The organism is Pseudochelatococcus contaminans, from assembly GCF_014195635.1.
Taxonomy (GTDB): Bacteria; Pseudomonadota; Alphaproteobacteria; order Rhizobiales; family Beijerinckiaceae; genus Pseudochelatococcus; species Pseudochelatococcus contaminans.
Map to the genome: position 1 here is coordinate 536,646 of NZ_JACICC010000001.1, position 26,061 is coordinate 562,706.

The window sequence follows — 26,061 nt, forward strand, 5'->3', positions numbered from 1 at the left end:
ATGCGGAGTGGAGACGTCTCTTCCCGATCAGGGCAGGATAGTTCTGCTCATGTGTATCGCAAGCGGTTTTTCATAAGGAAGCCGCCCAGTTTTGGAGTGCCGGAATGGGTGATCTCGGTCGCGTGCCGTTTTTTCAGGATGCCGGGATCGACTTCGCATTGTTTGCGCCGCGTTTGCACTGGCGCCGCTTTGTGACGGGCGAAGTGCTTATAGATTATGAGGAAAAATCCACCGACGTCTATTTTCTCGTCGCCGGAGAAGTGCGCGTTCTGGTGCGCACACAGGCGGGACGCGAAATTATCCTCGACGATATGCGCGCCGGGCAGTTTTTTGGCGAACTTGCGGCCATCGACGGTGTGGGGCGGTCAGCGAATGTCGCGGCTTTGACGCAGGGCGAAGTATGTGTTGTGCCGGCTCATGTTTTTCGTGACATCGTTCTGTCGTCGCCGGTCGTGACGGAGCGGTTATTGCGCCTTCTGGCGCAGCGCGTACGCGAGCTTAATGCGCGGCTGACGGAGCATGCCATACTGGACCTGCGCCACAGGCTCTATGCGGAGTTGTTGCGTTTATCCGTACCACGCAATGGGCATCCGGGCGAACTGGTGATTTCGCCGCCGCCCTATCATCATGTTCTCGCCGCCAGAATCGGCTGCCGCCGGGAGCAGGTCACACGCGAGTTTACGACGCTGTCGCGGGATGGCATCGTTGAGCGCACGCGGGGGGCGCTGGTTCTTCGCCAGCCGGAGGTGTTGCGGGACAGGGTGAGCAACGCCATGCGGGAAGTAGGGTGATCCCGGTCGGCCCGAGTAACATAGTACATATGGCCATGTGTCCGTCCGACGTTATGCAGCAGTTGCGCGAGGTCATGTCACGAGCCTTGATTTAGCCGGACAAGAAAACGTCGCGCTGCGATGTGTGTGTTCGCGTGTCGTGTTGTCTGCGCTACTTTTATGTCCGGCTACGCAATTTTCCCGCAAGCAATATATGGTGTGACAGACAGGTGCGCCACCTTCGAGCGAATCGGAGTGCATCCAGATCATTTCGGCATTTCATTGAAACGCAGAAATGCTCTATCACATTGATTTTACGCGTTTTCAAGCAAAGCACATACCGCTTTACTTGGAAACGCTTCAGCAGACGGTTTATTGCATGGCGGCCTGAACTCGATCCTGCGGATCGACTTGACAGCAAGCCGTTCTATAGCTTTTCAGTTTTCCGCTGGAAGTCTGAAATCTATAAGTGTGGAATCGATGCGCTTTATCCACGCAGGGCGGTATTCGTTTTGCTTGAAAGCGGTTTAGAGAGTATGTTCTGGCGGGCCGATGCGGTTCGTTGTGCCATCCGGAGCCGAGGTCTTTAAAGTATGTCAGTTTACGATTCCATCAGGCAGGGGCTCACGCCTATCCATAAGGAGGGGTATCCCTTCATCGCCATCTCGGCGGTCGCCTCGCTCGTTCTCGGGCAGCTTTGGTCGCCGCTGGGCTGGATAGGGCTCATTATCACGCTCTGGATCTGCTACTTTTTTCGCGATCCTGAACGTCACACGCCGGTTAGGCCCGGGCTGGTGATCGCCCCGGCTGACGGGCGGGTCAGTGCGATCGGCGAAGTTTTGCCGCCCCCGGAACTGGGACTGGGCGAAGCGCCGCTGATGCGGGTGTCGATCTTCATGAGCGTGTTCGACTGCCATGTGAATCGCAGCCCGGTAGACGGCATTGTCGAGCGCGTCGTGTACACGCCAGGTATTTTTATCAACGCGGATCTCGACAAGGCAAGTGAAGACAATGAGCGCAATGGCCTTGTCATTCTGTCGGGCGAGACGCGCATCGGTGTGGTTCAGATCGCCGGCCTCATCGCGCGGCGTATCGTGTGTTTCGTCAGCGAGGCCGATACCTTGCAAGCGGGCGAGCGTTTTGGTCTGATCCGTTTCGGCTCCCGGCTGGATATCTATCTGCCGCCGGAGGTGCAGCCGCTCGTGGGCCTCGGACAGCGAACCGTGGCCGGTGAGACGGTGCTGGCGGATCTGTTTGCCGAGCAGACTCCGCGTGTCTTCCGGGCGGCTTGAGGTGGCTGGTTTCGGTTTTCCGGCGGCCGCTGTTCATGTATGACTTGCACGCATGAGTGATCTCTTTCCGCCTTTCGTTCCGGACCCGGATGAGCCGCGCCGCCGCTTTCGTCCCATTCCGCTCCGACTTCTCGTTCCCAATGTCATCACGCTGCTGGCTCTTTGCCTGGGCCTGACGGCTATCAGGATGGCCATTGAGGGCAGGCTTGAACTCGCCATGTTGTCCATCCTGCTGGCCGCCGTGCTGGACGGGGCTGATGGCCGCGTGGCGCGTCTGCTCAAGGGTACGTCGCGCTTCGGTGCGGAGCTTGATTCGCTGTCGGATTTCGTCAATTTTGGCGTCGCGCCCGCGCTCTTGCTCTACGTGTTCATTCTGGATGAGATGAAGTCGCTGGGGTGGATCGCGGCGATCATCTACGCCATAGCCGCCGCTCTGCGTCTGGCGCGTTTCAATGTGATGCTGGACGATCCCGGCCGGCCCGAGTGGCAAAAGAACTATTTCGTCGGCATGGCCGCGCCCGCCGGCGCACTGACCGTGCTGCTGCCGGTTTATCTGCATTTCATCGTCTGGCCTGTCGGGGAACTCGCTGCGCCTGTCGTCGCGATTTATACGGTGGCTATCGGGCTTTTGATGGTGAGCCGCATCCCGACATATTCCGGGAAAACGCTCGGCCAGCGCATCGCGCGCGATATGGTGCTGCCGCTGTTCGTGGTGGTGGTGCTGCTGTCGGCGCTGTTGGTGAGTTTCCCGTTTCACGTGCTGGCGCTCGCCACCATCGCTTATCTCGTATCGCTGCCTTTCGGCGCTATGCGCTATCGCGCACGGGAGAAGGCGGAAAAAGCCTCCTTGGCAGCACGGAAATCCTCACCGGCAGCAGTGGACGCCGCACCCGCGGAAGATGCGCGGGATCCGTAAAACGGAGCCCGGCATCGTTGCCCCCGCCGCTTCCGGGACGGGCTTGCCTGCCACGGGAGCTTATTTGCCCTTCAACCGCTGCGCTGTCAGGCGGCGGGCATTTGCCTTGACGCGCCGGCGGGCGGGTGCGGAGCTTGTGTCGGCTATGTGCATGATTTTCTGCGGCAGCTCTTTCGCCTGCACGCGACCAAATGCCATGTCGATCCACAACCGCTGCCATGCCTGCGTCGCGACAAGCCCGGCCTCCATGGCGACGGCGGCCTTTTCTGTGAACGCGCGGCGTGTTTCGGCGCTCATCTTGTGCGTAGGGTCCATGGTGTCGTAGACGAACTCCGGCCATCGGATGGCGATGGTCATGGCCGTCGCCTGCGCCGTTTCGGTTGCGTCCGCAAGCCGCTTGTTGGTGAGCGGGGAGGGAATATGCTTCGAGAAGGGGTGCTTGGCTGACATGATGTTTCCACATCTAAAAACGGAGTTGCTTTATCGCTTATCGATAGGACGTGTCCGCATCACGACAATCGACGATAACCGTTTCACCAATTCATTTCGCCCTGTGCGGTTCCATGATAAGCCCTCACGGTGAAATGGCGGCTCGTTTTCGCTTGTGGATCGCGGGATGTTCCGATGGAATCAAAACAAACGTTTCAGATTCTATATTCTACCGCAACTTGCGTTCAACTCGATGGATCGACTTGAACGCAAACTGCTCTAACGTTTTGTGAAAAGGTTTTTGGGAGAAGGTTTGTTGAGCAATATCGGGAACCGGCCGGATGAAGCAGCCGTGCGTGACATTGTGACCGAAAGTGCGCCGGTGGAGCAAGCTGGCAGGCCAGCGGTTGAAGTGCGCGAGCGCGAAAGCTGGCGGCCTGAGCTTGTTCTGGCCTCAGCTTCCCCGCGCCGGTTGGCATTGCTTGAGCAAATCGGCATCGTTCCCGATTTGCTGCTGCCTGCCGACATTGATGAAACGCCCAGGCGGGGCGAGAAACCGCGCGATTACGCCCGCCGTGTCGCCTGCGCCAAGGCTGCGGCGGTTCGCGAACTGCTCAAGACGCGGCGCAAGGAGGGCGATGCGATTTCCGGCTCCTTCATCGTGGCGGCCGATACGGTTGTCGCGGTCGGGCGGCGCATCCTGCCGAAAGCCGAGGTTGCGGAAGAAGCGACGGATTGTCTGCGTCTGCTTTCCGGTCGTACCCATCGTGTGTACACGGCACTGGCGATCGTCTCGCCGAAAGGGCGGGAGCGGGATCGCGTAATCGAGACGCGGCTGCGCTTCAAGGCGCTGTCGCGGGCGGAGGTCGATGGCTATATCGCCAGCGGTGAGTGGCGCGGCAAGGCTGGCGGCTATGCCATTCAGGGGCTGGCCGGCTCTTTTGTGGTCAAGCTGGTTGGATCGTATTCCGGCGTTGTCGGGCTGCCGCTCTATGAAACTGCGGCGTTGCTGGCCGGTGAGGGGTACCCCGTCCACCGTCAGTGGCTGAACCTTGAACTGTAAGGCTCCGCATCATGCCCGATACCGTCAATGATCCAGAGGCCGTCAACGACAATGAGAGCGTCAGCTCGCCAGCAGGTGGTAAGTGCCCGATTTGCGGCAAACCGACCGAGTTGCGCTGGCGTCCCTTCTGCTCGCGCCGTTGTGCCGATGTCGATCTGCATCGGTGGTTTTCCGGCAGCTACGCCATTCCCGCCTCGGACGGTGATACACGCGATAACGATGACGATATATAAAGCCTACCCGCATCTCTTTTCGCCGGGTCAATCATCGCCGCCCTGTGGACAAATTCACCTTTATGGTGCCGGAGAGGCTGGACATCGAAAAATGTTGTCTCTATAACAACCGAATGACGCGGGGCGTTTAAAACGCTTCCAACGCAGAATGCCCAGATAGCTCAGTTGGTAGAGCATGCGACTGAAAATCGCAGTGTCGCTGGTTCGATTCCGGCTCTGGGCACCACTTTTCCCCATTTATATACGATAAGTCATTTTAGCAGCCGGTGCGTTGGCTGTGTGCAGGTTGCATATCCTTGCCTGACGTCCTGAAAACATAATTGTTCAAGCCTATCCGCTACATACCGGGACTGAGTATCTGGACTCTGCAAATGCGATGTCCGCTGGCTTGTGTATACTTCCAGCCAACCTGACGTTCCGTGCGGGGGTTGACCCGGATGTCGAAATGGCGTCAACGTCCCTTCCGGATTTGGTACGAAAGGGGACTGGTGGATGAGAGGTTTCCGGACACGTTGTCTGACATCTGCAGTTGTCATCGCAGGTGTTATGTCAGTTTATGCGGCTCCGGCTGCGGCTCACAACAATGTTGGCGCGGCAATTGCGGCGGGAGTTCTTGGTCTGGCTGTGGGGGCGGCAGTTGCCGCTGACAGCGGGCCGCGCGATCACGTCATTTATGGTCCGCCTCCGCCGCCGTTTGCTCCGCCGCCTCCCGGTTTCGATGGCCCGCCGCCACCACCGGCTTATGGTCCGCCTCCGCCGCCCTTCTTCCCGGAACGGGGGATTGCATGCTATCCGGCGCAGCAGGCCTGCTATCAGGATGGCCGGGGCTTTTCCCCGTGGTGGACGGCACGCATCTATGGCGATCGGTAAGGGGATGACGATGCTCAGCAAAAACTCTATTGCCGCAGCTCTTGGTCTTGCTTTCGCACTGTGTGCGGGCGCAGCCCACGCGCAAGCCCCCGCCACGGCCGACGAAAACAGCAGCCGTTTGCACGCCGCGTGGGAGGACGTTCTCGAATCAGAGGGCAAGCTGCTTGACGAGCGCCAGTTCGCTAAATTGACGCAGCTGGCCTATCAGGCTGCCGCTGTCCGCGTCTGTGATGCCCATAAGCTTGATAATGCTGCGGTTGCGGCGACGCTGAATGACGTGCTGTCGGTGTCGGATAAAAATCTGTCAGCCGAACAGGTTGAAGAGCGGAAAGCCGCTATTCTGATTTCTTTCGGCGCGCGTTATGGGCTTTTCATTGCCGAAGCTCACACCGACAAGACGGTGTTTTGCGAAGATGCTGGCAAGTTCAAGGACAAGCCGGAAGGCGCGCCTGTCTATCTCAAGTAGATAAGGCGCTGTATTTGGCTTTTCATCAATTTATTCCGGCGCGATATCGGTGCGCCGGAATGCATCCATGATGTTAGTTCAATCCCGCTTTGGGAAAGCCGGTGCTCACATCGCCATGTGATATTTCGTTACTTTTGTTGCACCCAGTGCGGCAAAACGAATTTGAAATCATAGCCGGGAAATGCAGCTGGAGAAATGCGTTTTGCTTCCGCGAGCCCTTGCTCAAGATGTCGCACAGCCGCGTCGCATGCATCATAAAGCTTGTCGGTATATTGTTGCAGCAATACAGCGTCTGCCTCGTCGTAAAGGCTCCGGTCCAGATGCCTGCGGTCGTTCTTCAGCTCCGTGATGCCGGCTTTTTCGAGGCGGGGTTGAATATGCGACATGAAAAATGAGCGTCTGGCTTCCGCGACCTGATAGAGCATGTCGATGCTGTCATCCGACGCGATGAACAGAAAAGCGAGTCCTGCACAGTCTTCATGGCCCCTTAGCATGTGCGATACCCAGTTGAAGTCGATACGAGTACTCATGATGAGCTTGGCTGACATCGGTGGCAGCAGCAAGTGACGATCCTCATCGTCACGGAGGCCATCGAGTGAGTTGGTCTGAAGGTGGGATACGAGTGTCAACTGCCGACAAAGCACGAATATTGCTGCTTGCAAGCCATCGGCATCCTGATCCCGTTGTTTTTCGGCATCGCGCCTGCGCTCCAGGGCAAAGGCAACCTTTGCACCCATGAAAGCGGCTATCAGCGTGCTGAAAACGCCCGCACTCAGTTCCAGTGCCCACACCACGTCAGCGTTCAAGGCTCGTCCCTTCCGTTCCGGTGATATCGCTGTATTTTTGGGATAACTGACAAGCTGTAAAGAATTTCCACAGGCAGGCAGGCTCCTGCGGCTACCAGCTTGCACGGGGCCGGCTCAGGTTTGATGACGAGCAGTGTCGCCACACCATCATTATGTTTGGCATATAGGCGGTCTTTCCTGTTGATCTTGCCTGTTGGTCTTGGATCGTGATGCAGGTAAGGTTCTTCACCTGCGTTAGTTTCCTCGATAAGGTGGGGTGGAAGAATCCTTGCTTGAATGAGGAATAGCATGCCGCAGGCGCGACCGCGCCCGCTTGTAGCGGGCAACTGGAAGATGAACGGCCTCAAGCTGTCGGCACGCGTATTTGCGTCGATCGCTCAGGGTTACGATGCGGCCCTGCGCAAGAAGCTCGACATCCTGGTATGCCCGCCAGCGACGCTGACAGTCACCTTCGGCGTTGTGGCGGTCGGATCCGGGGTTGCCGTCGGTGGGCAGGATTGTCACGTGGAGGCCGCAGGGGCGCATACCGGCGATATCTCCGCGGTTCAGCTTGCCGATGCCGGCGCGACATATGTCATCGTTGGTCATTCGGAGCGACGCGCGGATCATGGTGAGACGGATGCCGTTGTGCGCGCCAAGGCGCTTGCCGCGCGGGAGGCCTGCCTGACGCCGGTCGTCTGCGTTGGGGAGACCCGCGCCCAGCGCGAGAGCGGCGATGCGCTGGCTATCGTGCGCGCGCAACTCGCCGGTTCCCTGCCGGAAACTGCCGACCGGCATGATCTCGTGGTGGCCTACGAGCCCGTCTGGGCGATTGGCACCGGCCTCACAGCCATGCCTCCGCAGGTGGCCGAGGTCCATGCGGCAATCCGGGATGTGCTGACGGCGCGGTATGGCGACGAGGGCGCGGCGATTCGGATTCTTTATGGCGGGTCGGTGAAGCCGGACAATGCCTTCGATCTGCTATCGGTCGCGAATGTCGACGGGGCGCTGGTGGGCGGTGCGAGCCTTGACGCCGCTGATTTTCTCGCGATTGCGGAGTATTATCGCTGATCCGCGCACCGCGCAGGGGAGGGGCGGAAAAATTGCCTGTCTCGCTGCGTCGCCCTGGTTGAGAGGGCCAGAGTGTAACAGGTTGGATTCGGGCCATTTTTTCCGATGATATGGTAGCGGATTTGTCGTGGAACGTTTTATCAACGCACTTTGCGACTTGACGACGTTTATGTTACAGCATGGTCCCGACGTTCGGGCGCTGGCCTTTCTTGGGGTTTCCGAGCTTTTCTTGGATTCTTCCCTTGGCGTTGACAGGCGGCGGCTTTTCGAGTCTTCTCCTGTCCAAATGACCGAATGCTTCCCCCATGCCCGGGCGGCCTCAGCCGTGACCGGGTTTCCGGGTTGTGACCGGCTATCGTTCTGACCGGCTTGGATTATGATATGCAAAGCGTTTTGATCGTCGTTCATCTTATTATCGTACTGGCGCTCGTTGTCGTGGTGCTGTTGCAGCGCTCCGAAGGGGGAGCGCTCGGCATGGGCGGCGGTGGCAGTGGCGGCGGCTTCATGACCGGGCGCGGACAGGCGAATGTCCTCACGCGCACCACGGCGATTCTCGCGGGTCTTTTCTTCATCACCAGCCTTGCATTGACGATCCTTGCGAACCAGCAATCCGGGCCTCGTTCGATTTTCGATGGTGCCACGGTGCCAGGTGCGGCGACACCCGGCGGCGCGCCGTCCGGCGATAGCGGTTTCGAGCGTTTGCAGCAGTTGCAGGAGAGCGAAGCCCCGCAGGTGCCGTCTCCCGCAGCGCCGCCCGCGCCGACCGGGCCTCAGGTTCCTAACGCGGAATAAGCCGGCGGGGCGTTATGCGGAAAGTTGTCTGGGGAGGGGCGGTGGCCGTTTTCCCGGACATGCTCCAGGAGGGCCGGGGGTTCCGGCCCTTTCTCTTTGGATTGGGCGGAATTTTCGCCGCAATCGGCGTGACAAAGGCAAGTCGTTGCGCCTATCAATGACATGACGGGAGGGGATGAGAATCTCCATGGCGCGGTACGTATTCATCACTGGCGGCGTTGTTTCTTCTCTTGGCAAGGGGCTTGCCTCTGCCGCGCTCGGCGCTCTATTGCAGGCGCGTGGCTATCGCGTGAGGCTGCGCAAGCTCGATCCGTATCTCAACGTCGATCCGGGTACGATGAGCCCGTATCAGCACGGGGAAGTCTTCGTAACCGACGACGGCGCCGAGACCGATCTCGACCTTGGCCATTATGAGCGCTTTACCGGTCGGCCATGCACCCGCGAAGATAACGTCACCACCGGCAGGCTCTATCTTGACATTCTCACCAGTGAGCGGCGCGGCGAGTATCTGGGGGCGACCATTCAGGTCATTCCCCACGTCACCAACGCTATCAAGGACTTCGTCCTCGCCGGCAATGACGATACCGATTTTGTGCTCGTCGAGATCGGTGGCACGGTCGGCGATATCGAGAGTTTGCCCTTCCTTGAGGCCATTCGCCAGCTTGGCCAGGAACTGCCGCGCAACCACGCCGTCTTCCTTCACCTGACGCTGCTGCCTTATATTCCGGCGGCCGGGGAGTTGAAGACCAAACCGACGCAGCACTCGGTCGCGGAGCTTCGTTCCATTGGTATCCAGCCTCATATCCTGCTGTGCCGCACCGACAGGGCGATCCCTGTGGAGGAGCGGCGCAAGCTGTCGCTGTTCTGCAACGTGCGTGAAAGCGCGGTAATCGAGGCGCGCGATGTCGCATCGATTTATGATGTGCCGATCGCCTACCACAATGAGGGCCTTGATAACGAGGTTCTCGATGCTTTCGGCATCGAAGGCTCTCCCCAGCCGGATATCGACCGTTGGGTGAGAATCGCCGAGCGGGTGAAGAACCCTGAAGGCGAGGTCACGATCGCCATCGTCGGCAAATATACCGGCCTCAAGGATGCCTATAAGTCGCTGATCGAATCGCTGATCCATGGCGGCATCGATAACCGCGTGAAGGTCAACCTCGACTGGATCGAAAGCGAGATCTTCGAGCGCGAGGACCCCACGCCGTTTCTGGAGCACGTTAACGGCATTCTGGTGCCCGGCGGTTTCGGGCTGCGCGGCGCGGAAGGCAAGATCAAGGCCGTGACTTTCGCCCGTGAGCATAACGTGCCGTATCTTGGCATCTGCTTCGGCATGCAGATGGCGGTGATCGAGACGGCGCGCACGCTGGCCGGCATTGCCCATGCCAATTCCACGGAATTCGGCCCGGCTGAAGAGCCGGTCGTCGGCCTGTTGACCGAGTGGGCGAAGGGCGATGCGCTTGAAACCCGCATGGCAGACGGTGATCTTGGCGGGACGATGCGATTGGGAGCCTATAAGGCCATTCTCGATGAGGGCAGCCGTGTTGCGGAAATCTATGGCGCTCGCGAGATTTCGGAGCGTCATCGGCATCGCTATGAGGTGAACCTGGCTTATCGCGAACGGCTTGAAGCGGCCGGGCTGCGTTTTTCGGGTATGTCGCCGGATGGGCTGTTGCCGGAGATCGTCGAGCGGGCAGATCACCCGTGGTTCGTCGGTGTGCAGTTCCATCCGGAGTTGAAGTCGCGGCCGTTCGATCCCCACCCGCTGTTCAGCAGCTTCATCGCGGCGGCAGTCAAGCAGAGCCGTCTGGTGTAGAGCCTGTTTGCGGTCGTGCCGCTTCATCGAATTGAGTGCGAGTTGCGGCATTATAGGAAATAGAAGTGCGTTCCGGTCAGGTGGAACCATCTGATCGACAAGAGTTCGCTCTCAATCAAAAGTTTGCTGAACGCGCGATTGTGTTGACGTTCGGCATTTTTCCGGGTCGCGAAAGCGGCAGACAGAGGTGCCCGTTCGGGTGCCGGCATCAAGTGATGGTGATAGGAAAATGGTCACGACACTGGCTCAATTCATCGATTTTCTGATCGATTTCATTATCGCCACGCTCCTCATCGGGCTTTATCTGCTGATTTACACTTTCGCGACGGCGCATAACGAATTCACGCTCATCCGCCGCAATGTCATTTCGGCTGCCTTGTCGCTCGGCCTGAGCCTTGTCGGTTTTGCCGTGCCGCTGTCGAGCGCCATCGTCAACACCAACACGCTGGTCGATCTGGTGTTCTGGGGCATCATCGCTATTGTGGTGCAGATCCTTGCCTATGGCTTTGCCCGCATTGTCATCCCGGATCTTACACGGCGCATCGCGGATGGCGAGATCGGTGCAGCGACATTTCTGGGCGCGGTATCGCTGGCAGCTGGTATCGCCAACTCTGCCTGCATGACGATCTAGGGCTTGACGGCTCGCGCTGAAAGGAACGGCCATGGCGGACGAAATTGTGCAAACGGTCGTAACCGTGGGCGAGGGGGCTGGTGCTGTCCGGTTCGGCAACGCGTTGCCGCTCGCCCTTATCGCCGGTCCGTGCCAGCTCGAAAGCCGTGAACATGCGCTGGAGACGGCAGCCGCGATCAAGGAGATCGCAGAGCGTGTCGGCATCGGCGTCGTGTTCAAGACGTCGTTCGACAAGGCAAACCGCACGTCCATCAACGCGGCGCGCGGCGTCGGCCTTGAAGAGGCGCTGCCGGTGTTCGCGGAAATTCGCGAGAGACTTGGGCTGCCCGTGCTGACGGACGTGCATCTGCCCGATCAATGCGCCGCCGTTGCCGAGGCGGTGGACGTGTTGCAGATCCCCGCTTTCCTGTGCCGGCAGACGGATTTGCTCGTTGCTGCGGCAGCGACGGGCCGGGCGGTCAATGTCAAAAAGGGCCAGTTTCTGGCTCCGTGGGACATGCGCCATGTTGCGGCGAAGATCAGGCAAAGCGGCAATCAGGATGTGCTGCTGACGGAGCGCGGAGCCTCCTTCGGCTATAACACCCTCGTCAGCGATATGCGTTCACTGCCTATCATGGCCGAAACCACGGGTGCGCCGGTGATTTTCGACGCGACTCACTCCGTGCAGCAGCCGGGCGGACAGGGGGCTTCGTCGGGCGGCGAACGGCGGTTCGTTCCCGTGCTGGCCCGCGCAGCTGTCGCTGTTGGCGTGGCGAGCGTATTCATCGAGACGCACGAGAACCCGGATGCCGCACCATCTGACGGGCCGAATATGGTGCCTCTCAACCAGCTGGAAGCGTTGCTGCGGCAATTGTTGGCGATCGACGCGCTGGTGAAGGGACGGGACTGAGCGTCCTGCGCCTGCCAGCCGCACTTTCGCTCAGAAATATCCGTCGAGCTGGGATGCAACTCGACGGGATGATCTGGAGTGGCAGATGCGCCGGAGCGGCACGTGTCTCAGGCGTTCTGCAATGATTTGCGCGGGCGCGGTGCGACGCCGCCGCGCTTCAGCACCAGCGTTGCCCAGCCTTCACGATCTGTCCTGCGGCTGAGGCGCAGTCCCTGTGCTGCATAGGCTGACAGAACGCCGGGCACGTCGCGCGCCAGAAGGCCGGATAGGACCAAAGTGCCCGGCCCGCTCAACACGCCCGCGATAGCCGGGGCGAGTTGGCGAAGCGGTTTTGCAAGAATGTTGGCGAAGACCAGATCGAACCGGCGGGAGCGGTCTGCCAGCGCATGACGCACACCCGGAGCGGCGTAATAGCGGATGTGGTTGGCCGCGCCGTTGAGGCGGGCATTGTCGCGCGCAACCTCAACCGCGACGGGGTCGATGTCGCCCGCAATCGTCTCCTGCCGCAACGCCCGCGCTGCCGCAAGAGCCAGAATGCCGGTGCCTGTGCCGACATCGAGAACCCGCAATGGCCGGCGGCGGCGCAACTCGTCGACCAGCGCCAGCAGGCAGCCCAGCGTGGTGCCGTGGTGTCCGGTGCCGAAAGCCAGCGCCGCATCGATCTCGATGGCGATGTCGTTGGTCTTGACGGTATGCCTGTCGTGGCTGCCGTGCACGAGGAAGCGCCCGGCGCGCACCGGCTTCAGGCCGTCAAGGCTGGATTTGACCCAGTCCTTCTGCGCGAGCGCGGAAAAGACAATCCCGTCAGCCTTGTCCCCGATGACGATGCGCAGCAGATCCCGCACGGCATCTTCATCCGGCGAATGGGCGAAGTAAGCCTCGACGTGCCAGACGCCTTCCTCGGTTTCAAACGCGGCCACTGCCGTTTCAACCGGATCAAAAATTTCTCCGAGGACATCCGCCATGGCGCGGGCGGCGTTTTCGTCAGTATCGAAACGCAGCACGTGGGTAGGGTTGGGCGGCAACATGCCCTCGTACATCGGCATTAAGGTTTACCTTGGATCTGAACAGAAATTGCAAGCAAGCGGATGGGTTGGCTTTACGCCGGTTTCACGAAGCTGTCGACCACGGTTTTACGGCCGGCTTTATCGAACTCGATGGCAAGTTTGTTGCCCTCGCAGCTTTCGACCGTACCGGGACCGAACTTCTGGTGGAAGACACGGTCGCCCGGTTTGAACGTCGATGATGGCCCGCTCGACCGGGCGACGATCTCGCCCTCAATCACGCGGTTGCCGCCGCGCCGCCCGCCGGGTGACGTTGCATGTCCGGTGTTCGGCGTGTTCTGCCGCGCCCGCGTCCAGCCCGGCGTGTCATAGGTGGAGCCGAAGGAACCGGCAGCCTGATCGAAACGGTTGCGGGCATAGCCGCCGTAGGAATAGGCCGCCGGTGCTTCCGTCACCTCGACATGCGCTTCCGGCAATTCATCGATGAAACGTGAGGGAGCGGTGGCATTCCACAGCCCGTGGATGCGCCGATTCGAGGCGAACATGATCCGCGCCGATTTACGCGCCCGCGTGATGCCGACATAGGCGAGGCGGCGCTCTTCTTCCAGCCCGGCGCGGCCCTGCTCATCGAGCGCGCGCTGGTTGGGAAACAGGCCCTCCTCCCAGCCGGGCAGAAATACGGTATCGAACTCAAGCCCCTTGGCAGCATGCAGAGTCATGATGGACACGCGGGCGTCCGAATCGCTTTCGGCGGCTTCCATCACCAGCGAGACGTGTTCGAGGAAGCTCGGCAGATCGGGAAATTCTTCCAGCGAGCGCACAAGCTCCTTCAGATTTTCCAGTCGCCCGGCGGCATCAGGCGAACGGTCCGCCTGCCACATGGCGGTGTAGCCCGATTCCTCCAGCACGGTTTCGGCGAGTTCGGTGTGCGGCAGGGTTTCCAGTTGCCGGGACCACCGATCGAAGTTGGCGATGAGGTCGCGCAGCGTTGTGCGCTGCCGGGGCTTCAGTTCCTCGGTTTCCAGCAGGGCGCGGGTGGCCTGCATCAGCGGCACGCCAGCATGGCGGGCATAGGCATGCATGGTCTGCAGGGTCGCATCGCCAAGGCCACGCTTGGGCGTGTTGAAAATGCGCTCGAAGGCGAGATCATCCGCCTGCGACACGACACAGCGCAGATAGGCCATCGCATCGCGAATTTCGAGCCGTTCATAGAAGCGCGGGCCGCCTATGACGCGGTAGGGAAGACCAAGCTGGACGAATCGGTCTTCGACCTCGCGCATCTGGGCTGAAATGCGCACGAGCACGGCAACCTGCGACAGGTCATCGCCGCGCGATTGCGCATTCTCGATGGCCTCGCCAATCTGGCGGGCCTCCTCCTCCGAATCCCACGCCCCGGTGATGGTGACGCGCTGGCCGGGATCGTCCTCGGTGCGCAGGGTCTTGCCCAACCGGCCTTCGTTGTGGGCGATGAGGTGCGAGGCAGTGGCGAGGATGTGCGCCGTCGAACGATAGTTACGCTCCAGCCGCACAACGCCAGCGCCCGGAAAATCGTGCTCGAAGCGCAGGATGTTATCGACCTCCGCGCCGCGCCAGCCGTAGATGGACTGGTCGTCGTCACCTACACAACAGATGTTGTGCCGCCCCTGCGCCAGCAGACGCAGCCAGAGATACTGGGCGACGTTGGTGTCCTGATACTCATCGACCAATATATAACGGAATCGCTGCTGGTAGTTGGCCAGCACATCCGGGTTCTCGCGGAACAGACGAATGGTTTCAACGAGCAGGTCGCCGAAGTCGGCGGCATTGAGAACCTTCAGCCGCTCCTGATACATCTTGTAAAGCTCTGCCGCACGGCCCTGGGCGAAGCTGTGCGCCTCGCCGGCGGACACGCGGTCGGGCGTGATGGCGCGGTTTTTCCAGCTATCGATAACGTTGGCGAGCTGGCGGGCCGGCCAGCGCTTGTCGTCGATGTTCTCGGCCCGCAAAATCTGCTTCAGCAGACGAATCTGGTCGTCGGTGTCCAGAATCGTGAAATCGCTGCGTAAGCCGACAAGCTCGGCGTGACGGCGCAGAATTTTCGTGCCGATGGAGTGGAAAGTCCCCAGCCAGGGCATGCCTTCGGCCACGGAGCCAACCAGCCGGCCAATGCGCTCTTTCATCTCGCGCGCGGCCTTGTTGGTGAAGGTCACGGCCAGAATCTGCGACGGGAACGCCGTGCCGGTGGCGATGATATGCGCGATGCGCGTCGTCAACACCCGCGTTTTGCCCGTGCCCGCGCCGGCCAGCACAAGCAACGGCCCCTCGATGGTCTCGACCGCGCGCCGCTGTTCCGGGTTGAGACCGGTCAGATACGAATCAGCCGGCCGCGCGGCCTGTCGTGCCCGCTCGCTTAAGGAAAGAGGCGAACTGGCAGGAGCGGAATCGGCAGAGGGCGAATCGTTATAAGGCGGATCGAAATGGGAATGAGGCACGGACTTGAAGCGCTTTCGGTTCCAGAGCGCCGGATGGTCTGATGGAATCAGAACAAGCGCTCTAAATTCTGTATGTTACCGCAACCTGGGTCCAGTGCGACGGACCGGCTTGAACGGAAATGGCTTTATGCCGTCATGATCGTTCTCGCGCACCATGGAGCAACGCACTATATACTGCACAGGAACACACAACGCCAATGGCGCGTTTCCCTGCCGCCAGCGGGCATGATCAGGAGAAGCATGACGATGAATGCAGCGGCCATCAAGCCCCGGCAAGCCGGAAAACGATATCTGGTGCCTGCAATAGCCTTTTGCATGGCATTTGCCATGGGCGGCGTGGCGTTGGCGCAGACAAACAGGCAGCAGTTCGAGCTTCGCGACAGCAGCCGTCAGATTCAGCAGCAGCTCGATAATCAGCAACGGTCGCAGCAGCAGCAGTTCCAGTATAACCAGCTTCGTGACCAGCAATTGCGCCAGCAGCAGTTTCCGCCGATGCCGGCGCCGTCTATCGGCATTCAGTCGCCGCGGCACTAGCGGTGTTCTGCGGGCGGGGCTCTAGCGGTTGCGGGGTGGGCGCTCCGGCGTTTGTTCGTAGCGTTGCTTGAGGTGCTCCACCCGGGCGGAGGTCAGTTCAGCCGCGCAGAAGCCGTGTTGATCCTCGCCAACGTAGCTGCGGCATGTCGTGGTGCGCTCGGATGAAAAGGCTGCCTGCTCGGCCGCCACCTGACGCTGATCCTCGCCGGACAAGCGGCGCAACAATTTGCGGCTGGTGTCGCGCATTTCGTTTTCCGCCCGTCCGCGCTGCCGTTCGATGGCGGCTGTCCGGCCCATCAGGTCTTCCGCCGTCGGCCCCCAGACACCATCCGGCGACAGGCGGCAATCTGCCCGCACGAAGGCGCACTCGCCATCCGGAATCGAGATTCGGACTGAATTCGGCAGCAACTCCACCACCAGCGGGCACACGGGCGATTGCAGGCGGTATCGGGTCGTTCTGTACCGTTCCTCGATACGCAGCATCGGGGCGGGGCTATCTGCGCCAAGGTCGATAGCGCATGTTTCGCCGGGAGAAGAAATGACGCGGCCCGTGGCCGTAATATGCAGACCGAGCGTACCGGGGAGTTGCCCGATTATTTCGAGTTCGCCCTGTGTACCCGGCGCGCTGCCGTGATGATAATGCTTGGCGTCCTTTATGCCGCGCGGCAAGGTTGAAGCCTGTGTGCTCTCGCCCCGTGGGCGCTGCGGCGCGCGGCGTGTGGCATCGGGCGGCACCTCCGCCGCCGGCGGCACAGCGCCGGGCAGAACCAGAGGGCCGGATACCTGCGCTTTTGCCTCCGCTATCAAGACCATAGAAGCAATCATCAGTATCAACGATGGCATTATCAGGGACGGCATCATGGACATCGCGGCAGTGCCTCGGTTGGATAGTCGCGTGTGTTCGACTGTGAGAGTAGCGCCGTTGGATAAACACATACTAAATACGCATAACAAGTTTTCGGACAATCCGCGGCTGGTTTTCGCTTTTGCGCCTGTCTGATAAAGGAATTTGTTGCATTGAGATGCCCGCAGCACTTGCGAAGTGAAGCTTGAGTGTCCACCTGAGGGACAGGCGACGAGGCCTCGCCCTGTGGGGATGCCCCACACCCTCCGGTGTCTGCACGGCTTTTCGTCCGGCAGGCTTGCGGGATGGGCAAGGCGGGCCTATATACGCCGCCGACACGCAAATTATACATGCGGACCCTTTCCGGGTTCGCCAATGCCAGTTTCCAGTAAGCCATTAACCGGATCGCTTCGGGGTCCGGCGCGGCGGTCTGCTTGAACATTGAGGGATCTCCATGGGTAAGGTTATCGGTATCGATCTGGGCACCACCAACTCCTGCGTCGCCATCATCGATGGCTCGACGCCGAAAGTTATCGAGAACGCGGAAGGCTCGCGCACGACGCCCTCCATCGTTGCATTCACGGACGACGGCGAGCGCCTCGTCGGCCAGCCTGCCAAGCGCCAGGCGGTGACGAATCCCGACCGCACGTTCTTCGCTATCAAGCGCCTGATCGGCCGCAGCTTCGACGATCCGCTGACGCAGAAGGATATGGGTCTTGTTCCCTACAAGATCGTGCGCGGCCCGAACGGCGACGCCTGGGTCAAGGCCGGCGACAAGGAATACTCGCCTTCGCAGATTTCCGGCTTCATCCTTCAGAAAATGAAGGAAACGGCTGAGGCACACCTCGGCCAGCCGGTGACGCAGGCGGTGATCACCGTTCCCGCGTACTTCAACGACGCCCAGCGTCAGGCCACCAAGGATGCCGGCAAGATCGCCGGTCTTGAAGTGCTGCGCATCATCAACGAGCCGACCGCGGCCGCTCTTGCCTATGGTCTGGACAAGAAGGCAGCCGGCACGATCGCTGTTTATGACCTTGGCGGCGGTACGTTCGACGTGTCGATTCTCGAAATCGGCGACGGCGTTTTCGAGGTGAAGTCGACGAACGGTGACACGTTCCTCGGCGGTGAGGATTTCGACAACCGTCTGGTCGAGTATCTGGCTGACGAATTCAAGCGCGAGCAGGGCATTGACCTGCGCAAGGACAAGCTCGCTCTCCAGCGCCTCAAGGAAGCAGCCGAGAAGGCCAAGATCGAGCTGTCGTCCGCGCAGCAGACCGAGATCAACCTGCCGTACATCACGGCGGATGCATCTGGCCCGAAGCACCTCGCGCTGAAGCTGACCCGCGCCAAGTTCGAATCGCTGGTTGAGGATCTGATCGAGCGCACGATTGAGCCTTGCCGCAAGGCGCTCAAGGACGCTGGCCTCCAGCCCGGCAGCATCGATGAGGTCGTGTTGGTCGGTGGCATGACGCGCGTGCCGAAGGTGCAGGAAGTCGTCAAGCAGTTCTTTGGCAAAGAGCCGCACAAGGGCGTGAACCCTGACGAAGTCGTTGCTATCGGCGCTGCTGTTCAGGCTGGTGTTCTGCAGGGCGACGTCAAGGACGTGCTGCTGCTCGACGTAACGCCGCTGTCGCTTGGCATCGAGACGCTCGGTGGCGTGTTCACGCGTCTCATCGACCGCAACACGACGATTCCGACGAAGAAGAGCCAGGTGTTCTCCACCGCCGACGACAACCAGACGGCGGTCACCATCCGGGTCTTCCAGGGCGAGCGTGAAATGGCAGCCGACAACAAGCTGCTGGGCCAGTTCGATCTGATCGGCATCCCGCCCGCACCGCGCGGCGTGCCGCAGGTTGAGGTTGCGTTCGACATCGACGCCAACGGCATCGTCAACGTTTCGGCCAAGGACAAGGCGACCAACAAGGAACAGACGATCCGCATCCAGGCGTCTGGCGGTCTGTCCGACGCCGACATCGAGAAGATGGTCAAGGACGCCGAATCGCATGCTGCCGACGACAAGAAGCGTCGTGAACTGGTCGAGGCACGGAACAATGCCGAGGGCTTGATCCACTCGACGCAGAAGTCTGTCGACGAGCATGGCGACAAGGTCGGCGCTGCCGAAAAGACCGCTATCGAAACGGCCATCACCGATCTGCGCACCGCGCTGGAAGGCGAGGATGCCGAGGCCATCAAGGCCCGCACCAATGATCTTCTTCAGGCTTCGTTGAAGCTTGGTGAGGCCATCTACAAGGCCAGCCAGGGCGACGAAGCCGGTCAGGCCGGCGAGGGCGAGGCGAAGGCCGATGGCCAGACCGAAGACGTGATCGACGCTGACTTCCAGGAAGTCGACGAGAACGGCAAAAAGAAGAACTGATCCAGTCAGGCCCCGGCGGCAGCGCCGGGGCCTGCTTCTTTTCAAGGCTGGCATCAGCGCGGGTATTTGAACGAGATCGTCGGGCGGTTTGGACCGCCCGGATTTTCGTAGGGCAGAATCTGTATGGGCAAACGGGATTTTTACGAAGTACTCGGGATCACACGCACCGCGTCTGAGACGGAGATCAAGGTTGCGTTCCGTAAGCTTGCGATGCAGTGCCACCCGGATAGAAACCCGGGCAATGTCTCTGCCGAAATCCAGTTCAGGGAAATCAACGAAGCATACGAAGTGCTGAAAGACCCGCAGAAGCGGGGCGCTTACGACAGGTATGGCCATGCCGCTTTCGAGCAGGGCGGGGCAGGCGGACCGGGCTTCGGCAACGATTTTTCCGATTTCATGACCGATATCTTCGATACGTTCTTCGGAGATACGCGTGGTGGCGCCCGCCAGCGCGGCGCCGGTGGGCGCGAACGCGGCGCGGATATGCGCTACAACCTCGAGATCACGCTTGAGGAAGCCTTTACCGGCAAGAACCAAACCATCGAAATTCCTGTATCCATCGTCTGCGAAGCGTGCTCGGGTAGCGGCGCCAAGGCCGGCTCGCGGCCTCGTCAGTGCCCGACATGTGGCGGGGCGGGGCGGGTGCGTGCGCAGCAGGGTTTCTTCGCGATCGAGCGCACTTGCCCCACCTGTCAGGGCCGTGGGCAAATCATCGAAGATCCGTGCGATGTCTGCTCCGGAAGTGGCCGCACCACGAGCAATCGCTCCCTGTCGATCAACATCCCGCCGGGTGTCGAGGATGGCACGCGCATTCGCCTGACCGGCGAGGGCGAGGCCGGGTTGAGAGGGGGGCCGGCAGGTGACCTCTATATTTTCCTGTCCGTGCGCCCGCATGAGCTTTACCAGCGTGATGGGGCCGATCTGTTTTGCCGCGTGCCGGTGTCCATGGTGACGGCGGCGCTCGGCGGGGAGTTCGACGTGCCGACGCTGGCGGGACAGGAAGTGCGTGTGCAGGTGCCGGCAGGAACGCAAACCGGCAAGCAGTTCCGTCTGCGCGGCAAGGGCATGCCTGTTCTGCGGACACGCGATTTCGGCGATCTCTACATTCAGGTGGTGGTGGAAACGCCGCAGAATCTCACGCGCCGCCAGAAGGAATTGCTGGCTGAGTTCGATCAGGAATCGTCACGCGATACGCATCCAGAGAGCGCCGGTTTCTTTTCCCGCGTGAAGGAATTTTTCGACGGGCTCGGCGGCAACAGCTGACATGTCCGGCTTGGTCTGCAATCTGGCGGATGACAATCAGGAACGATAACAGTCGAGAATGATTCTTGCGTCGGCTTGTCTTGTAGCGTTAATCTTTTTGGTGACAGAAAAACAGGCCGGTTACATGCTTGACCGGCCTGCGTTATGGTCGACTGGTACCCGCATCGATGCAGTGCGCGCTTCAGGTGGTTGAGCCTGAGCCACGTTGGTAGCTGTCCGGGCACCCTTACCGCGAAGAAGGCTTATACTGTGTCCGAACACCCTGCTCCCCGCTTTCCAGGTTCCAGTGCTTCAACAGTCGACGGGGCATCCTCGAAGCGCCGCGCTATGCGCGACGATGCGCGGTTTCTCAAGTCATGGGTTGAAAAGCCTCTGATCACCGGCGCGGTGACACCTTCCGGCCGTGCATTGGCGCGTACGATGGCGGCTTATGTTGACCCGTCTCGCACCGGCCCTGTCGTTGAGCTTGGCCCGGGCACTGGCCCGGTGACCGAAGCGCTGCTCAAGCGCGGTCTCGCGCCGGACAGGCTTGTACTGGTCGAGTTCAATCCGGATTTCTGCAAGCTGCTGCGCCTGCGTTTTCCCGGCGTCACAGTGATTCAGGGCGATGCCTACGGGCTCGGCGAGACGCTGCGGGGCGTCATTCAGGAACCGGCCGCAGGCGTGGTATCCAGCCTGCCGCTGTTCACGCGGCCGCTGCCCCAGCGCATGGGCCTGCTTGAAGATGCATTCTCGCTGATGCACGCGGGCGCGCCTTTCGTGCAGTTTACCTATGCGGTCGTGCCGCCGATTCCGAAAGAGAGCGGCGAATATACGGCTGAACGCTCTGGTCGCGTGTGGTGGAACCTGCCTCCGGCACGCGTATGGGTTTATCGCCGTGGCAATTGATGGCCGTTCCCCGATATCTGCGCGCGACCGGCTGATTGTCGCGCTCGATGTGCCGGATGTCGCGCGCGCCCGGGCGCTGGTGACGGAACTGGGCGATGCGGTGTCCTTCTACAAGCTGGGTATGGAGATCGTCTATGGTGGCGGTCTCGATCTGGCGCGTGCGCTCGTCGATGAGGGCAAAAAGGTTTTCCTCGATCTGAAACTGCATGACATTGGTACCACCGTGGAGCGGGCGACGGCACAGGTGGCGCGGATCGGTGTGACTTTCCTGACTGTTCATGCTTACCCCCAGACTTTGGCTGCTGCCGTGGCCGGCAAGGCCGGCTCCGATCTTGCGATTCTCGGGGTGACGGTGATGACATCCTACGACAATGCCGATCTGGCGGCGGCGGGGTATCACGCAGGCGTGCAGGAAACCGTCGAACGGCGGGCGCTCCAAACGCGCGACGCCGGGGCGGAGGGGCTGATTCTGTCGGCTGCCGAAGCCGCGTCTGTGCGGGCGCTGGTCGGGCCGGAGCTTTTGCTCGTGACGCCCGGCATTCGCCCTGCCGGCGGCAGCGCCGATGATCAGAAGCGCATTTTCACGCCCGGCGATGCCATTCGCGCCGGGGCGAATTATCTCGTTGTCGGCAGGCCGGTGACGGCTGCAAGTCATCCCCGGCAGGCGGCGGAAAGTATTGTCGAGGATATCGCCGCTGCTGTGCCGTGAGTGGCTGCGAGCGACGAAATCCGCAGGAGTATTGACAGGAGAAGACGATGGCAAAAGGCTATCTCATTGCCCGTATCAATGTCACCGATCCCGAGCAGTTCGCGCAATATGCAAAGCTCGCTGCTGTCGCCAGCGCAAAGTATGGCGCGCGGCCGCTCGCGCGCGGCGGGCGTTATGAGACGCTGGAAGGCGAGGAACGGGCACGCAATGTGATCCTCGAATTCGAGTCGTTTGAACAGGCGCATACTTATTACCATTCAGAAGATTACAAGGCGGCGCGTGCGGTGCGCGAAGGAGCGGCGGTGGCCGATTTCGTCCTTGTCGAAGGTGTTGACTGAACGTGACGTCGCACAGTGCGGATGCGGGAACAGCAATGAGTGATTTGCGGCTTGTCGTCGTGGGTGCGGGCGGGCGCATGGGGCGCATGCTGATGCGTGCCGTTACCGAAGCATCCGGCGTGACGCTGTCAGCCGCACTCGAACGCCCCGGCGCGCCTGTGCTTGGCGAGGATGCCGGATTGCTGGCGGGCGTCGGCGCTCTCGGTGTATCCATCACCGATGACGTTGATGCCGCATTCGCTGGTGCGGATGGTGTGCTTGACTTCACCGTGCCTAAAGCGACGGTTGCCTTCGCGCAGGCAGCAGCGCGGGCGGGCATTACGCATGTGATCGGCACCACGGGCCTCTCCGATGAGGACAATGCCCTCATTGACGATGCCGCGCGCCAGACCGTGATCGTGCGCTCCGGCAATATGAGCCTTGGTGTCAACCTGCTTGCGGCGCTGGTGCGCCGGGCGGCCAGCACGCTCGATATGGAATTTGATATCGAGATCGTGGAGATGCATCATAAGCATAAGGTGGATGCGCCGTCTGGAACTGCCCTGCTTCTCGGCGAGGCTGCTGCTGCGGGCCGCGGGATCTATTTGAAGGATCACGCGCAGAAAGTGCGCGACGGGCATACCGGGCCGCGCCGGGCCGGGGATATCGGCTTTGCAACCCTGCGTGGTGGCTCTGTCGTCGGCGACCATACGGTTATTTTCGCGGGCGCAGGCGAGCGCATCGAGCTGTCGCATAAGGCCGAAGATCGCGGTATCTTCGCGCGCGGCGCGGTGCGGGCGGCGCTCTGGGGCAGGGGACGGGCACCCGGCCTTTACTCAATGGCGGATGTGCTTGGCATCCGGGATATATGACCGCTCGGGCAAACGCGCCCGGATTCGTATTTTTCAAGGAGATTATCATGTCGCGCCTTCTTGTGCTGGTTCGTCACGGCCAGAGCGAGTGGAACCTCAAGAACCTGTTCACCGGCTGGAAAGACCCGGATCTGACGGAAGTCGGCGTGAGCGAGGCGCGTGCGGCGGGCCAGCGCCTGAAGGCTGAAGGCATCCACTTCAACCGTGCTTTCACATCCGGGCTGACGCGTGCGCAGCGCACGCTGGCGCTCATTCAGGAAGAGATTGGCCAGACGGATTTGCCGGTGGTGCGCGAGCAAGCGCTGAACGAGCGTCATTATGGTGACCTCGCCGGCCTCAACAAGGACGACGCCCGCCAGCGTTGGGGCGAGGAACAGGTGCACATCTGGCGCCGGTCTTATGACGTGCCGCCGCCCGGCGGCGAGAGCCTGAAGGATACGGTTGCCCGCGTTCTGCCATATTACGTGCGCAACATCCTGCCGGCTGTGCTGCGTGAGGAAAGCGTGCTCGTAACGGCCCACGGCAATTCGCTGCGGGCGCTGCTGCTGGTGCTGGACGGGTTGACGCCCGAAACCATTCCCGGCGTGGAACTCGCGACCGGCGAGCCAATCGTTTACCGTCTCAATGCTGACAGCACGGTGGCATCGAAGAAAATCCTGTCCGCGTGACAGGTAAGAGGAGGATTGCGGTGGGTATCACGAAGAAAATCACGTTGCTGACCTTCGCTTCAACCCTCGCATTCGCCAGCGGGCTCTTTTTACGGCCGGAAGCGGGGTTCATCCGATTGCCGGCCGCTATCGCCAACGAGCAGACTCCCGAACAGCCGCAGCGGGTGTTTCCGCAGGGGTTGGGCTTTGGATTGGTGCCGCCGCCAGACATGCAACTGTCGCAGCGGTTCCCCGGTTTCGAGGATGAGGCGCGCGAAACGGCCATCATGATGACCGAGTTGCCGCCCGATCTGTTTCCCTCCCTCGAAAAGAATCTGCGTGAGCCGGAGCAGGAGCCCGAAGGCTTCAAGCTCATCAGCCGCGAAGCCTGGCCCGTGAATGGCGGCAAGGGCGTGTTGGTGGTGGCGTCGCAGTTGCATGAGGGCGAAACCATCTACAAGTGGGTGCTGCTGCGCGGCACACCTGCTAGCGTTGCGGTTGTCACGTTCCAGATATCGTCTGATGCGCGCGACCACTATACCGATGATGTGGTGCGTGCCACGTTGCGCTCCGTCGGTGACCGCGATCATGCGCAGATCGTCGCGGATGTGCAGACACTTCCGTTCATCATTGACGAAACGCTCGATGACGCCACCGCAGAAGACCGCACGGGATTTCGTATTGCGCGCGTCATTCCCGGCAACTCCGCCATGCTGACAGATGGCCCCAAGGATCTCGTACAGGGAGCGGAACAGCCGATTGTGCTCGTGGGTGGCGGCAAGGCCGCAATCTTGGGCCGGCTTGAGCAGGATCGTTTCGCCCGGCAGGCATTTTCCAGCCTTAGCGGCGTGCGGGGCATGCAGGTGAGACGGGCCGAAGGCGTGACGCGCGATGGCGTCGACTGGCACGAAATCGAGGGCGAGGGGCAGGATGCGGCGTCAGGCGTCAAGGTACGCGTGACCCAGGCGGTTCGCTTCGACCGTTCGGACTTTATCCGTTTCGTGCTGGTGGCACGCGACAATGCTTACGATGATGCGGCGCGCTTTCTCGACCGTCTCCGCGATACGGTAGCGATACGAACGGATGCGGCCAAGGATGAAACGCCAACCGCCGATAAGCCGTCGAGCGAGGGCGGCTAGAGCATTTCGGCATTTCGTTGAAACACAGAAATGCTCTATCTTATTGGTTTTACGCGTTTTCAAGCAGAGCGGTGTCCACTCTGCTTGAAAACGCTTTAAGGCAGCCTACGTTACAGGAAACTTTAGCCGATAAAAAAAGTCCCGCGTGAGCGGGACTTTCTGTTTGGAGCGTAATTGCGTTCAACAATCTGCGTTCAAGTCGGTGGATCGCCTTGAACGCGAATAGCGCTAGATGATCGGCGTGTCATCGTCCAAAAGCGGCGCTGCCTTGGGGCCGCCTTTGGATACGCCGACGAGAGCAGGGCGCAGCACGCGGCCGCCGATGGAGAAGCCAGTCTGGACGACCTGCAGAACGGTGCCGTTCGGAACGGACGCGTCGGGCAATTCGAACATGGCCTGATGCAGGTTCGGGTCGAACTTCTCGCCCAGCGGAGAAATCTCCTTCACGCCGTGGCGAGCCAGCGTTTTCACAAGCTCACGGTCCGTCAGGTCGATGCCATCGGCGAAAGCCTTGAGCGGGCCTTCCGACGCGCGCTGATCGGCGGGAATCGTTTCCAGCGCGCGGCGGATGTTGTCCGAAACGCTCAGGACATCACGCGCGAAGGAGGAAATAGCGTAGGCCCTGGCGTCCGCGACTTCCTTTTCCGTGCGGCGACGCAGGTTTTCCATCTCGGCCAGGGTACGCAGCAGCTTGTCCTTGATGTCCGCCTTCTCGGCTTCGAGTTGCGCAACCAGAGCGCTGTCGTTCGTCTGGTCCGGGGCGGCTCCGGTTTCAGGCGCGCCTTCGGCGGCCGTTGTCTCGGCAGGTTGGTTGATGTTCTGGGTCATGATCCATCGATGCGAGTGTGACAGGAGCTGGCGCTCCGGGCTGGGAACCCACCTGTGCGGATCCCGCGGACCGAAACGCGGCGAAGCTTTCGATTCCCGCATAGCGGAAATGCCTCGCGACCATATCAGCCTTCAGCACAGTAAAATC

General features: G+C 60.8%; 27 protein-coding genes and 1 tRNA gene. 21 read left to right on the forward strand and 7 right to left on the reverse strand.

Annotated features, from left to right (window positions below; all coding sequences use genetic code 11):
• The first annotated feature begins 104 nt into the window (after positions 1-104).
• The 3 genes from FHS81_RS02265 (at position 105) to pssA (ending at position 2,978) form a co-directional block, all read left to right on the forward strand.
• Positions 105-791: a Crp/Fnr family transcriptional regulator gene (locus tag FHS81_RS02265; RefSeq protein WP_183750389.1), complete on the forward strand. Its 687-nt coding sequence runs from the start codon at positions 105-107 to the stop codon at positions 789-791.
• Between the two features lie 572 nt (positions 792-1,363).
• The gene (locus FHS81_RS02270) at positions 1,364-2,062 is read left to right on the forward strand and encodes a phosphatidylserine decarboxylase (RefSeq protein WP_183750390.1); all 699 of its coding nucleotides are present in this window, start codon (positions 1,364-1,366) and stop codon (positions 2,060-2,062) included.
• Positions 2,063-2,114: 52 nt separating this feature from the next.
• Positions 2,115-2,978 carry a CDP-diacylglycerol--serine O-phosphatidyltransferase gene (pssA, locus tag FHS81_RS02275; RefSeq protein WP_183750391.1) on the forward strand — a complete coding sequence of 288 codons (864 nt, stop codon included), beginning with the start codon at positions 2,115-2,117 and terminating at the stop codon, positions 2,976-2,978.
• 60 nt (positions 2,979-3,038) lie between these two features.
• On the opposite strand, the gene FHS81_RS02280 is transcribed toward pssA, so the two are convergent.
• Entirely contained in the window at positions 3,039-3,428 is a 390-nt protein-coding gene (locus tag FHS81_RS02280) for a hypothetical protein (protein ID WP_183750392.1), read from the reverse strand.
• Positions 3,429-3,789: 361 nt separating this feature from the next.
• Between FHS81_RS02280 and FHS81_RS02285 the strand changes: the two genes are divergently transcribed.
• The 5 genes from FHS81_RS02285 to FHS81_RS02305 all read left to right on the forward strand — a co-directional run bounded on the left by FHS81_RS02285 (position 3,790) and on the right by FHS81_RS02305 (position 6,039).
• On the forward strand, positions 3,790-4,470 hold the full coding sequence (locus tag FHS81_RS02285; protein ID WP_183750762.1) for a Maf-like protein: 681 nt from the start codon (positions 3,790-3,792) through the stop codon (positions 4,468-4,470).
• Positions 4,471-4,481: 11 nt separating this feature from the next.
• Positions 4,482-4,703 (forward strand): DNA gyrase inhibitor YacG, encoded by a 222-nt coding sequence (locus FHS81_RS02290; protein ID WP_183750393.1) that lies wholly within the window; start codon positions 4,482-4,484, stop codon positions 4,701-4,703.
• Between the two features lie 150 nt (positions 4,704-4,853).
• Positions 4,854-4,929: transfer RNA gene (locus FHS81_RS02295), tRNA-Phe, on the forward strand.
• 320 nt (positions 4,930-5,249) lie between these two features.
• On the forward strand, positions 5,250-5,573 hold the full coding sequence (locus FHS81_RS02300) for a hypothetical protein (RefSeq protein ID WP_183750394.1): 324 nt from the start codon (positions 5,250-5,252) through the stop codon (positions 5,571-5,573).
• A 10-nt stretch (positions 5,574-5,583) separates the two neighbouring features.
• A complete protein-coding gene (locus tag FHS81_RS02305) occupies positions 5,584-6,039 on the forward strand; it encodes a hypothetical protein (protein WP_183750395.1) in 456 nt (151 codons plus the stop codon).
• A gap of 128 nt (positions 6,040-6,167) precedes the next feature.
• Here the strand turns inward: FHS81_RS02305 and FHS81_RS02310 are convergent, their stop codons facing one another.
• Complete coding sequence (locus tag FHS81_RS02310) at positions 6,168-6,845, reverse strand: hypothetical protein (RefSeq protein WP_183750396.1); 678 nt, start codon at positions 6,843-6,845, stop codon at positions 6,168-6,170.
• Positions 6,846-7,133: 288 nt separating this feature from the next.
• Here FHS81_RS02310 and tpiA point away from each other — a divergent pair, with 288 nt between their 5' ends.
• The 5 genes from tpiA (at position 7,134) to kdsA (ending at position 12,023) form a co-directional block, all read left to right on the forward strand.
• Entirely contained in the window at positions 7,134-7,895 is a 762-nt protein-coding gene (tpiA, locus tag FHS81_RS02315; protein ID WP_183750397.1) for a triose-phosphate isomerase, read from the forward strand.
• A gap of 381 nt (positions 7,896-8,276) precedes the next feature.
• On the forward strand, positions 8,277-8,687 hold the full coding sequence (secG, locus tag FHS81_RS02320; protein ID WP_183750398.1) for a preprotein translocase subunit SecG: 411 nt from the start codon (positions 8,277-8,279) through the stop codon (positions 8,685-8,687).
• Positions 8,688-8,874: 187 nt separating this feature from the next.
• Positions 8,875-10,503: a CTP synthase gene (pyrG, locus tag FHS81_RS02325; RefSeq protein ID WP_183750399.1), complete on the forward strand. Its 1,629-nt coding sequence runs from the start codon at positions 8,875-8,877 to the stop codon at positions 10,501-10,503.
• Positions 10,504-10,732: 229 nt separating this feature from the next.
• The gene (locus tag FHS81_RS02330) at positions 10,733-11,134 is read left to right on the forward strand and encodes a DUF350 domain-containing protein (protein WP_183750400.1); all 402 of its coding nucleotides are present in this window, start codon (positions 10,733-10,735) and stop codon (positions 11,132-11,134) included.
• A 31-nt stretch (positions 11,135-11,165) separates the two neighbouring features.
• Entirely contained in the window at positions 11,166-12,023 is an 858-nt protein-coding gene (gene kdsA / locus FHS81_RS02335; RefSeq protein WP_183750401.1) for a 3-deoxy-8-phosphooctulonate synthase, read from the forward strand.
• Between the two features lie 107 nt (positions 12,024-12,130).
• Here the strand turns inward: kdsA and FHS81_RS02340 are convergent, their stop codons facing one another.
• From FHS81_RS02340 to FHS81_RS02355, 4 genes are all read right to left on the reverse strand, one after another.
• Positions 12,131-13,063, reverse strand: coding sequence for a 50S ribosomal protein L11 methyltransferase (locus FHS81_RS02340; protein ID WP_183750763.1), 933 nt, complete (start codon positions 13,061-13,063; stop codon positions 12,131-12,133).
• A gap of 59 nt (positions 13,064-13,122) precedes the next feature.
• A complete protein-coding gene (locus FHS81_RS02345) occupies positions 13,123-15,498 on the reverse strand; it encodes a UvrD-helicase domain-containing protein (protein ID WP_183750402.1) in 2,376 nt (791 codons plus the stop codon).
• Between the two features lie 75 nt (positions 15,499-15,573).
• Entirely contained in the window at positions 15,574-15,966 is a 393-nt protein-coding gene (locus FHS81_RS18645; protein WP_210281496.1) for a hypothetical protein, read from the reverse strand.
• An 87-nt stretch (positions 15,967-16,053) separates the two neighbouring features.
• A complete protein-coding gene (locus FHS81_RS02355) occupies positions 16,054-16,857 on the reverse strand; it encodes a hypothetical protein (protein WP_183750404.1) in 804 nt (267 codons plus the stop codon).
• Between the two features lie 473 nt (positions 16,858-17,330).
• Between FHS81_RS02355 and dnaK the strand changes: the two genes are divergently transcribed.
• The 8 genes from dnaK (at position 17,331) to FHS81_RS02395 (ending at position 25,085) form a co-directional block, all read left to right on the forward strand.
• Positions 17,331-19,250, forward strand: coding sequence for a molecular chaperone DnaK (gene dnaK / locus FHS81_RS02360; protein WP_183750405.1), 1,920 nt, complete (start codon positions 17,331-17,333; stop codon positions 19,248-19,250).
• Between the two features lie 123 nt (positions 19,251-19,373).
• Entirely contained in the window at positions 19,374-20,513 is a 1,140-nt protein-coding gene (gene dnaJ / locus FHS81_RS02365) for a molecular chaperone DnaJ (RefSeq protein ID WP_183750406.1), read from the forward strand.
• Positions 20,514-20,840: 327 nt separating this feature from the next.
• Positions 20,841-21,401 (forward strand): class I SAM-dependent methyltransferase, encoded by a 561-nt coding sequence (locus FHS81_RS02370; RefSeq protein WP_183750407.1) that lies wholly within the window; start codon positions 20,841-20,843, stop codon positions 21,399-21,401.
• Complete coding sequence (gene pyrF, locus FHS81_RS02375; RefSeq protein WP_343052408.1) at positions 21,397-22,110, forward strand: orotidine-5'-phosphate decarboxylase; 714 nt, start codon at positions 21,397-21,399, stop codon at positions 22,108-22,110. Before FHS81_RS02370 ends, pyrF begins: the two co-directional genes overlap by 5 nt.
• Positions 22,111-22,157: 47 nt before the next feature.
• On the forward strand, positions 22,158-22,448 hold the full coding sequence (locus tag FHS81_RS02380) for a DUF1330 domain-containing protein (protein ID WP_183750409.1): 291 nt from the start codon (positions 22,158-22,160) through the stop codon (positions 22,446-22,448).
• Between the two features lie 35 nt (positions 22,449-22,483).
• Positions 22,484-23,299 (forward strand): 4-hydroxy-tetrahydrodipicolinate reductase, encoded by an 816-nt coding sequence (gene dapB, locus FHS81_RS02385; RefSeq protein WP_183750410.1) that lies wholly within the window; start codon positions 22,484-22,486, stop codon positions 23,297-23,299.
• Between the two features lie 47 nt (positions 23,300-23,346).
• On the forward strand, positions 23,347-23,967 hold the full coding sequence (locus FHS81_RS02390; protein ID WP_183750411.1) for a 2,3-bisphosphoglycerate-dependent phosphoglycerate mutase: 621 nt from the start codon (positions 23,347-23,349) through the stop codon (positions 23,965-23,967).
• 20 nt (positions 23,968-23,987) lie between these two features.
• Positions 23,988-25,085, forward strand: coding sequence for a hypothetical protein (locus FHS81_RS02395; RefSeq protein ID WP_183750412.1), 1,098 nt, complete (start codon positions 23,988-23,990; stop codon positions 25,083-25,085).
• 228 nt (positions 25,086-25,313) lie between these two features.
• Here FHS81_RS02395 and grpE read toward each other — a convergent pair whose 3' ends face one another.
• Positions 25,314-25,913, reverse strand: a complete 600-nt coding sequence (grpE, locus tag FHS81_RS02400; RefSeq protein ID WP_183750413.1) for a nucleotide exchange factor GrpE — start codon at positions 25,911-25,913, stop codon at positions 25,314-25,316.
• Positions 25,914-26,061 lie beyond the last annotated feature (148 nt).